At 69.9% G+C, this 7414-nt stretch carries 7 protein-coding genes; 4 read left to right on the top strand and 3 right to left on the bottom strand.

From position 1 onward, the window contains the following. Positions 1-154 precede the first annotated feature (154 nt). Together ACZ7G3_RS12740 and ACZ7G3_RS12735 are read right to left on the bottom strand one after the other, a co-directional pair. Positions 155-832, bottom strand: a complete 678-nt coding sequence (locus ACZ7G3_RS12740) for a potassium channel family protein (RefSeq protein ID WP_426521867.1) — start codon at positions 830-832, stop codon at positions 155-157. Then, entirely contained in the window at positions 832-1503 is a 672-nt protein-coding gene (locus tag ACZ7G3_RS12735) for a potassium channel family protein (protein ID WP_398131759.1), read from the bottom strand. The genes ACZ7G3_RS12740 and ACZ7G3_RS12735 overlap by 1 nt, the downstream gene beginning before the upstream one ends. Before the next feature lie 550 nt (positions 1504-2053). Here ACZ7G3_RS12735 and ACZ7G3_RS12730 point away from each other — a divergent pair. The 4 genes from ACZ7G3_RS12730 (at position 2054) to ACZ7G3_RS12715 (ending at position 6357) form a co-directional block, all read left to right on the top strand. Next, complete coding sequence (locus ACZ7G3_RS12730; protein WP_470925247.1) at positions 2054-4114, top strand: APC family permease; 2061 nt, start codon at positions 2054-2056, stop codon at positions 4112-4114. Between the two features lie 79 nt (positions 4115-4193). Then, the gene (locus ACZ7G3_RS12725; RefSeq protein WP_470925245.1) at positions 4194-5546 is read left to right on the top strand and encodes a class I SAM-dependent RNA methyltransferase; all 1353 of its coding nucleotides are present in this window, start codon (positions 4194-4196) and stop codon (positions 5544-5546) included. 227 nt (positions 5547-5773) lie between these two features. Continuing rightward, entirely contained in the window at positions 5774-5968 is a 195-nt protein-coding gene (locus tag ACZ7G3_RS12720; protein WP_007445201.1) for a ribbon-helix-helix protein, CopG family, read from the top strand. After that, positions 5965-6357, top strand: coding sequence for a type II toxin-antitoxin system death-on-curing family toxin (locus ACZ7G3_RS12715; RefSeq protein WP_470925243.1), 393 nt, complete (start codon positions 5965-5967; stop codon positions 6355-6357). Before ACZ7G3_RS12720 ends, ACZ7G3_RS12715 begins: the two co-directional genes overlap by 4 nt. A gap of 275 nt (positions 6358-6632) precedes the next feature. Here ACZ7G3_RS12715 and ACZ7G3_RS12710 read toward each other — a convergent pair whose 3' ends face one another. After that, positions 6633-7409, bottom strand: coding sequence for a hypothetical protein (locus ACZ7G3_RS12710; RefSeq protein ID WP_470925241.1), 777 nt, complete (start codon positions 7407-7409; stop codon positions 6633-6635). Between the last annotated feature and the right edge of the window lie 5 nt (positions 7410-7414).

Genomic DNA, 7414 nt, shown 5'->3' with positions numbered 1-7414 from the left:
AAATAAGGGGAAGGACCACTCAATGGGGGTGGAGGAAACATAGGGTGGGCAAACAACACAAAAGGCGGGTACCGAACACACCAGGAGGGGGGGCCCCCCGCCCCCCCCCCCCCCCCCCACCGTCGTATGCGCGGGCCCTGCGTCCGCTCAGCGCTCAGCGCGCGGCGTCGCCGCGCCGCGCCGACAGCAGGTCCTCCAGCTGCTCCTCGCGGGCCTGCGCCGCCACGAACAGCAGCTCGTCGCCGGCCTCCAGGGAGTCCTCCCGGGACGGCGTCAGCACCCGGGTGCCGCGGATGATCGTGACCAGTGAGGTGTCCTCGGGCCACTCCACGTCGCCGACCTGGATGCCGGCCAGGGCCGACTCCTCCGGCAGCGTCAGCTCCACCAGGTTGGCGTCGCCGTGGCTGAAGCGCAGCAGCCGGACCAGGTCACCGACGCTCACCGCCTCCTCGACCAGGGCCGACATCAGCCGCGGCGTGGAGACGGCGACGTCCACGCCCCAGGACTCGTTGAACAGCCACTCGTTCTTCGGGTTGTTCACCCGGGCGACGACGCGCGGAACGCCGTACTCCGTCTTGGCCAGCAGGGAGACGACCAGGTTGACCTTGTCGTCGCCCGTCGCGGCGATGACGACGTTGCAGCGCTGCAGCGCCGCCTCGTCCAGGGACGTGATCTCGCACGCGTCGGCGAGCAGCCACTCCGCCATCGGGACGCGCTCGACCGAGATGGCGGTCGGCGCCTTGTCGATGAGCAGGATCTCGTGGCCGTTCTCCAGCAGCTCGCCCGCGATCGAGCGGCCGACCGCACCGGCTCCGGCAATGGCGACCCTCATCAGTGACCGGCCTCCTTCTCGGGACCCTTGGCGAACGCCGCCTCGACCTTGTGGACCTCGTCGGTGCGCATCATCACGTGCACCAGGTCACCCTCCTGCAACACCGTCTGCGAGGTCGGCAGGATGGCCTCCCCGAGCCGGGTGAGGAACGCCACCCGCACCCCCGTCTCCTCCTGGAGCCGGCTGATCTTGTGGCCGACCCAGGACGCCGAGGTGTGCACCTCGGCGAGCTGGACGCCGCCGGTGGGGTCGCGCCACAGCGGCTCGGCGCCCGAGGGGAGCAGCCGGCGCAGCATCTGGTCGGCCGTCCAGCGGACGGTGGCGACGGTGGGGATGCCCAGGCGCTGGTAGACCTCGGCGCGGCGGGGGTCGTAGATGCGGGCGGCGACGTTCTCCACACCGAACATCTCGCGGGCCACCCGGGCGGCGATGATGTTCGAGTTGTCACCGCTGGAGACCGCGGCGAAGGCGCCGGCCTCCTCGACGCCCGCCTCGCGCAGGGTGTCCTGGTCGAAGCCGATACCGGTGACCCTGCGGCCCCCGAACGTGGACCCGAGGCGGCGGAAGGCGGTGGGGTCCTGGTCGATCACGGCGACCGTGTGCCCCTGCTGCTCCAGGGTCTGCGCGAGGGCGGAGCCCACGCGCCCGCAGCCCATGATGACGATGTGCATCGCCTCACACCCCGCTTTCCGCGGGTCCGCCGGCCTCTGTGGATGTCCTGCTCATGTCTCTCTTTCGGCTCGCCTGGCGACACGTCGCGGCCAGTGTGCGGGCCGCGGGGGAACCATCATGCCGGTGCGTACCGGCGCTGACGCCTCTCGGGGCCCCGGGTAGCCGGATTCCCCGTCCGGGGAGCCGGATTTCCCTGTGCGCACCCAACGTATCGGCAAGCCTCCACGGGCCGCAGGGGCCGTCTCACCCTCTGGCGGACGGCCCCCGCCGGCCGATGCTGCGGACGCTGGCGAGAGTCAGGATTCCGAGGCCGACGAGTGTGACGGCGCCGCCGATCAGCTCTGCGATCAGGTGCATGGAACCTCCAGGGGCGGCAACGGCCGGGAAGCGAAAGGTAATCGCACGGTGCTTGTCATATAGGCATGCGAACCCGTTCACCTGCGGAATCCGCAGCCGCACCACCTCCGAATTCACCCGTAGAGCAGACGGTGGACGGATCGGGGGTGGCGGGTGGGCGGGCGCTCGTTCGAACCCTTACGATCCTCTGTTGTGTCCAAACTGACCGACGTGCCCAAACGGATTCTGATCGGGCGCGCACTGCGCAGTGACCGGCTGGGGGAAACGCTCCTGCCGAAGCGCATCGCCCTACCCGTCTTCGCCTCCGACCCGCTCTCCTCCGTGGCGTACGCGCCCGGCGAGGTGCTGCTGGTCCTGTCCATCGCGGGCGTGTCGGCGTACCACTTCAGTCCCTGGATCGCGGTCGCGGTCGTCGTGCTGATGTTCACGGTGGTCGCCTCCTACCGGCAGAACGTGCACGCCTACCCGAGCGGCGGCGGCGACTACGAGGTGGCGAACACCAACCTCGGCCCCAAGGCCGGCCTGACGGTGGCGAGCGCGCTGCTCGTGGACTACGTCCTGACCGTCGCGGTCTCCATCTCCTCCGGCATCGAGAACCTCGGCTCCGCGGTCCCCTTCGTCGTCGAGCACAAGGTCCTCTGCGCGATCGCCGTGATCCTGCTGCTGACGCTGATGAACCTGCGCGGGGTCAGGGAGTCGGGCACCCTGTTCGCCATCCCGACGTACGTCTTCGTCGCGGGCGTCTTCATCATGATCGCGTGGGGAGCCTTCCGGGGCCTCGTGCTCGACGACACCATGCGCTCCCCGACCGCGGACTACGAGATCAAACCGGAGCACGGCGGCCTGGCCGGCTTCGCCCTGGTCTTCCTCCTCCTGCGGGCCTTCTCCTCCGGCTGTGCCGCGCTCACCGGCGTGGAAGCCATCTCCAACGGCGTCCCGGCCTTCCGCAAGCCCAAGTCGAAGAACGCGGGCAACACCCTCGCGCTCATGGGCCTGCTCGCCGTCACCATGTTCTGCGGCATCATCGCGCTGGCCGCCGCGACCGACGTCCGCATGTCGGAGAACCCGGCCACCGACCTCTTCCACAACGGCGTCCCGCTCGGCGCGGACTACGTCCAGCACCCGGTGATCTCACAGGTCGCCGAGGCGGTCTTCGGCGAGGGCAGCTTCCTGTTCATCGTGCTGGCGGCCGCCACCGCCCTGGTCCTCTTCCTCGCCGCGAACACCGCGTACAACGGCTTCCCGCTGCTCGGCTCGATCCTCGCCCAGGACCGCTACCTGCCGCGCCAGCTGCACACCCGCGGCGACCGCCTGGCCTTCTCCAACGGCATCGTGCTCCTCGCCGGCGCGGCCATGCTCCTCGTCTTCGTCTACGGTGCCGACTCCACCCGGCTGATCCAGCTCTACATCGTCGGCGTCTTCGTCTCCTTCACGCTCAGCCAGATCGGCATGGTCCGCCACTGGAACCGCCACCTGGCCGCCGAACGGGACCAGGCCAAGCGCCGCCGCATGATCCGCTCCCGGGCCATCAACGCCTTCGGCGCCTTCTTCACCGGACTGGTCCTGGTCGTCGTGCTGGCCACGAAGTTCACGCACGGCGCCTGGGTCGCCCTGCTCGGCATGTGCATCTTCTTCGCGACGATGACCGCGATCCGCAAGCACTACGACCGCGTCGCCGAGGAGATCGCGGCCCCCGAGGACCCCGAGGAGCAGAGCGACGACATCGTGCGGCCGTCCCGCGTCCACTCCGTCGTCCTCATCTCCAAGATCCACCGCCCGACCCTGCGCGCCCTCGCCTACGCCAAGCTGATGCGCTCCGACACCCTGGAGGCGCTCAGCGTCAACGTCGACCCGGCGGAGACCAAGGCACTGCGCGAGGAGTGGGAGCGGCGCGGCATCGCCGTACCGCTGAAGGTCCTGGACTCTCCCTACCGCGAGATCACGCGGCCGGTCATCGAGTACGTCAAGAGCCTGCGCAAGGAGTCCCCGCGCGACGCGGTCTCGGTGATCATCCCCGAGTACGTGGTCGGCCACTGGTACGAGCACCTGCTGCACAACCAGAGCGCGCTGCGCCTCAAGGGCCGCCTGCTCTTCACCCCGGGCGTCATGGTCACCTCCGTCCCGTACCAGCTCCAGTCCTCCGAGGCCGCGAAGCGCCGGGCCCGCAAGCGGCAGGACTGGAACGCGCCCGGCGCGGTGCGGCGAGGTCCGGCGCAGCGCGACCGGGCGAAGGACTCCTCGTCGTCGACGTAGACTGGACGGCTGCTGTCCTTTGACGTTCGTCTTCCGGCGATCGTCCTTCGTCGTCCCCGTTCTATGGAGTCACCCCGCCATGCAGGCAGAACCGAAGAAATCGCAGGCGGAGTCCCAGGCGGTATCGCTGGTGGGTGACGAGTACGAGGTCGAGGTCGGCCCCGTCGCCCACGGCGGCCACTGCATCGCCCGGACATCCGAGGGGCAGGTGCTGTTCGTCCGGCACGCGCTGCCCGGCGAGCGGGTCGTGGCCCGCGTCACCGAGGGCGAGGAGGGGGCCCGCTTCCTGCGTGCCGACGCCGTCGAGATCCTGGACGCCTCCAAAGACCGCATCGAGGCCCCCTGCCCCTTCGCCGGCCCCGGCCGCTGCGGCGGCTGCGACTGGCAGCACGCCAAGCCGGGTGCCCAGCGCCGGCTGAAGGGCGAGGTCGTCGCCGAGCAGCTGAAGCGCCTCGCGGGCCTCACTCCCGAGGAGGCCGGCTGGGACGGCACGGTGATGCCGGCCGAGGGCGACAAGGTGCCCGCCGGCCAGGTCCCGTCGTGGCGCACCCGGGTCCAGTACGCCGTCGACGCGGAGGGCCGCGCGGGCCTGCGCAAGCACCGCTCGCACGAGGTCCAGCCGATCGACCACTGCATGATCGCCGCGGAGGGCGTCAGCGAGCTGGGCATCGAGCAGCGGGACTGGACGGGCATGGAGTCCGTCGAGGCGATCGCGGCGACCGGCTCCCAGGACCGCCAGGTCATCCTCACTCCCAAACCGGGCGCCCGCCTGCCCATCGTCGAGCTCGACCGCCCGGTGTCGGTCATGCGGGTCGGCGAGAAGGACGGCGGCGTCCACCGCGTCCACGGCCGCCCCTTCGTCCGCGAGCGCGCCGACGACCGCACCTACCGGGTGGGCAGCGGCGGTTTCTGGCAGGTCCACCCCAAGGCCGCCGACACCCTCGTCAAGGCGGTCATGCAGGGCCTGCTCCCGCGCAAGGGCGACATGGCCCTCGATTTGTACTGCGGAGTGGGCCTCTTCGCCGGCGCCCTGGCCGACCGCATCGGCGACAAGGGCGCCGTCCTCGGCATCGAGTCCGGCAAGCGCGCGGTCGAGGACGCCCGGCACAACCTCGCCGGCTTCGACCGGGTGCGGATCGAGCAGGGCAAGGTGGAGGCGGTCCTGCCGCGCACGGGGATCGACGAGGTCGACCTCATCGTCCTCGACCCGCCGCGCGCGGGGGCGGGACGCAAGACGGTGCAGCACCTGGCGTCGCTGGGGGCGCGGAGGATCGCGTACGTGGCGTGCGACCCGGCGGCGCTGGCGCGGGATCTGGGGTACTTCCGGGACGGGGGGTACCGGGTGCGGACGCTGCGGGTGTTCGATCTGTTCCCGATGACGTCGCACATGGAGTGCGTGGCCATTCTTGAGCCTGCGGGCAAGGGGTCCTGACCTGCGCTTTTGCTGGCCGGGCGGGTTGCTCGACGTGTTCCCCTCCGTGTAGCGGTTCGACGGACGGATCGATCTGTGTGGCTCGCTGACCTGCGGGTTCGTACCCGAGGTGCCTGCATCGGTGATGCCTTCTGGGAGTCGTTCGGAGATTCTTGTCGCTCGGATGACGCTCGAAGCCGAGAACGCTCAACCTCGCCGCTCTGATACCGATCAGGTATCATCCCTGCATGGCGATGACACTCCGGCTCCCCGACGATCTCGACGCGAAGCTCACCGAGCGGGCTCGTCGGGAGGGGCGCAGCAAGCAGGAACTTGCCATTGAGGCCATCCGTGATGCCCAGGACCGGGCCGAGCTGAAGGTCGATGATGTCCTGGCTGAGCTGATGGACAGTGATGCGGAGATCCTGGACTACCTGAAGTGACCGAAGTGCGCTACATCCAGATCGACGAGATTCTGGCCATCGCCCGGACGGTCAACGGTACCGAGCACAGCGTGCGTGACATGGGCCTCCTGGTGTCGGCGATCGAGCGTCCTCGCACGAACGTGTTCGGGGCCGAGTTGTATCCCGCGCTGCACGAGAAGGCGGCTGCGCTGCTGCACTCCGTCGCCCGCAATCACGCGCTGATCGACGGCAACAAACGCACCGCCTGGCTCGCCATGCGTGTTTTCCTGCGCTTCAACGGCGTCAGCGCCACGACCGTCCCGCCACCCGTCTCCGTCGCCGGCCCGTTCGTCGAGGACGTTGCGCAGGACCACATCGATGTACCGGTCATCGCCAAGCGCCTGTCGGCCTGGTTCCCCGTTTCCTGACGCTCGCCATCGCGCGGTGGAGGACAAGAGGAGGCGGGTCTCTGACAAGTCATCTCAATTGGTGAGTCGGCGGTAGCGGATCAGAGTGCAGGCGAGGCTGGTGAAGGAGTGGAAGTGCTCGGCCTCTCTGGGGTCGTAGGCCCGTGGCGAGGTCCACCGGGTCGCCGCCCGCGGTGCGGTCGCCGTCCAGGGTGTTGTGGGTGCCCCACGGATCTGGACGGCGTTGCACCTCCGGCTGTCCGCGTCGTTGCCACTGGGCGGGGCAGGCCGGTGGTTCACGGCTTCTGCCCGGTCGGCCGGTCGGCGTAGTCCTCGACCAGGTCGGCGATGAGCGAGAGAAGGGCGTCGGTTCGGTGGCGGTCCTCGCGCCGGGTCCGCAGAGCTTGCTCCAGTGCCCGGAGCCGGTCCAGGGCGGCCGGGGCCCGGTCCCTCACCTCGTCGAGGAGCCCCGTGGTGACCAAGTCCAGGCACTCGGTGAGCAGGCGGCGGGTGGCCGGGGCGGGGGGAGCCGGGTCGGAGGCGGCGAAGCCGGTGGTCAGGTAGCGCGCGGGGTCGGTGAGGCTCCAGCCGACGGCGGTGCCGTGCTGGATGAGGAGTGTGACGTCGGGGGCGATGCCGATGCGGGCCTGCAGCGGCCCGTCCAGGACGTCGAGGCCGCGTAGGCAGGTGAGCGCGGTGTCTCCGGGGGCGCGGCAGAGTTCCGTGGTCACCTCCAGGCGGAAGTCACGGGCTTCGTCAGCGCGAAGGCCCCCCGGGCGGACGGGGGGTGTGGCGGGAAGACGGGCGGAGTCCTCGGCGTCGGCGGCCTCACCCGCGATCTGAAACTCGGCGCCGACCAGTTCCCGGCCCGCCTGATCGAACCGGAGCTCGTCAGGCGTGTCCCACAGCCACGGCCCACTGCCGAAGGTGTCCAAAAGGAACCGCCCGCGTTCATCGATGTTTGCGTACGACGCGATGCGCACACGGAAGTCCCGAAAATCGAGACGCGGGGTGGTGTGCAGCGGATCGCCCGTCACCGTCGCGGTCCAGTTGTCGTCAATGGTGATTCTCATGGTGA

Source organism: Streptomyces sp. NPDC037271 (assembly GCF_055603605.1).
Note: the sequence above shows the minus strand (reverse complement) of the source record. Positions and strands in the feature narration are given on the sequence as shown.

Excerpts from the sequence above, each read along its gene's own strand:
- ACZ7G3_RS12720 (WP_007445201.1), top strand. The coding sequence starts at position 5,774 with ATGGCGATGACACTCCGGCTCCCCGACGATCTCGACGCGAAGCTCACC.
- ACZ7G3_RS12740 (WP_426521867.1), bottom strand. The coding sequence starts at position 832 with ATGAGGGTCGCCATTGCCGGAGCCGGTGCGGTCGGCCGCTCGATCGCG.
- ACZ7G3_RS12725 (WP_470925245.1), top strand. The coding sequence starts at position 4,194 with ATGCAGGCAGAACCGAAGAAATCGCAGGCGGAGTCCCAGGCGGTATCG.
- ACZ7G3_RS12710 (WP_470925241.1), bottom strand. The coding sequence starts at position 7,409 with ATGAGAATCACCATTGACGACAACTGGACCGCGACGGTGACGGGCGAT.
- ACZ7G3_RS12735 (WP_398131759.1), bottom strand. The coding sequence starts at position 1,503 with ATGCACATCGTCATCATGGGCTGCGGGCGCGTGGGCTCCGCCCTCGCG.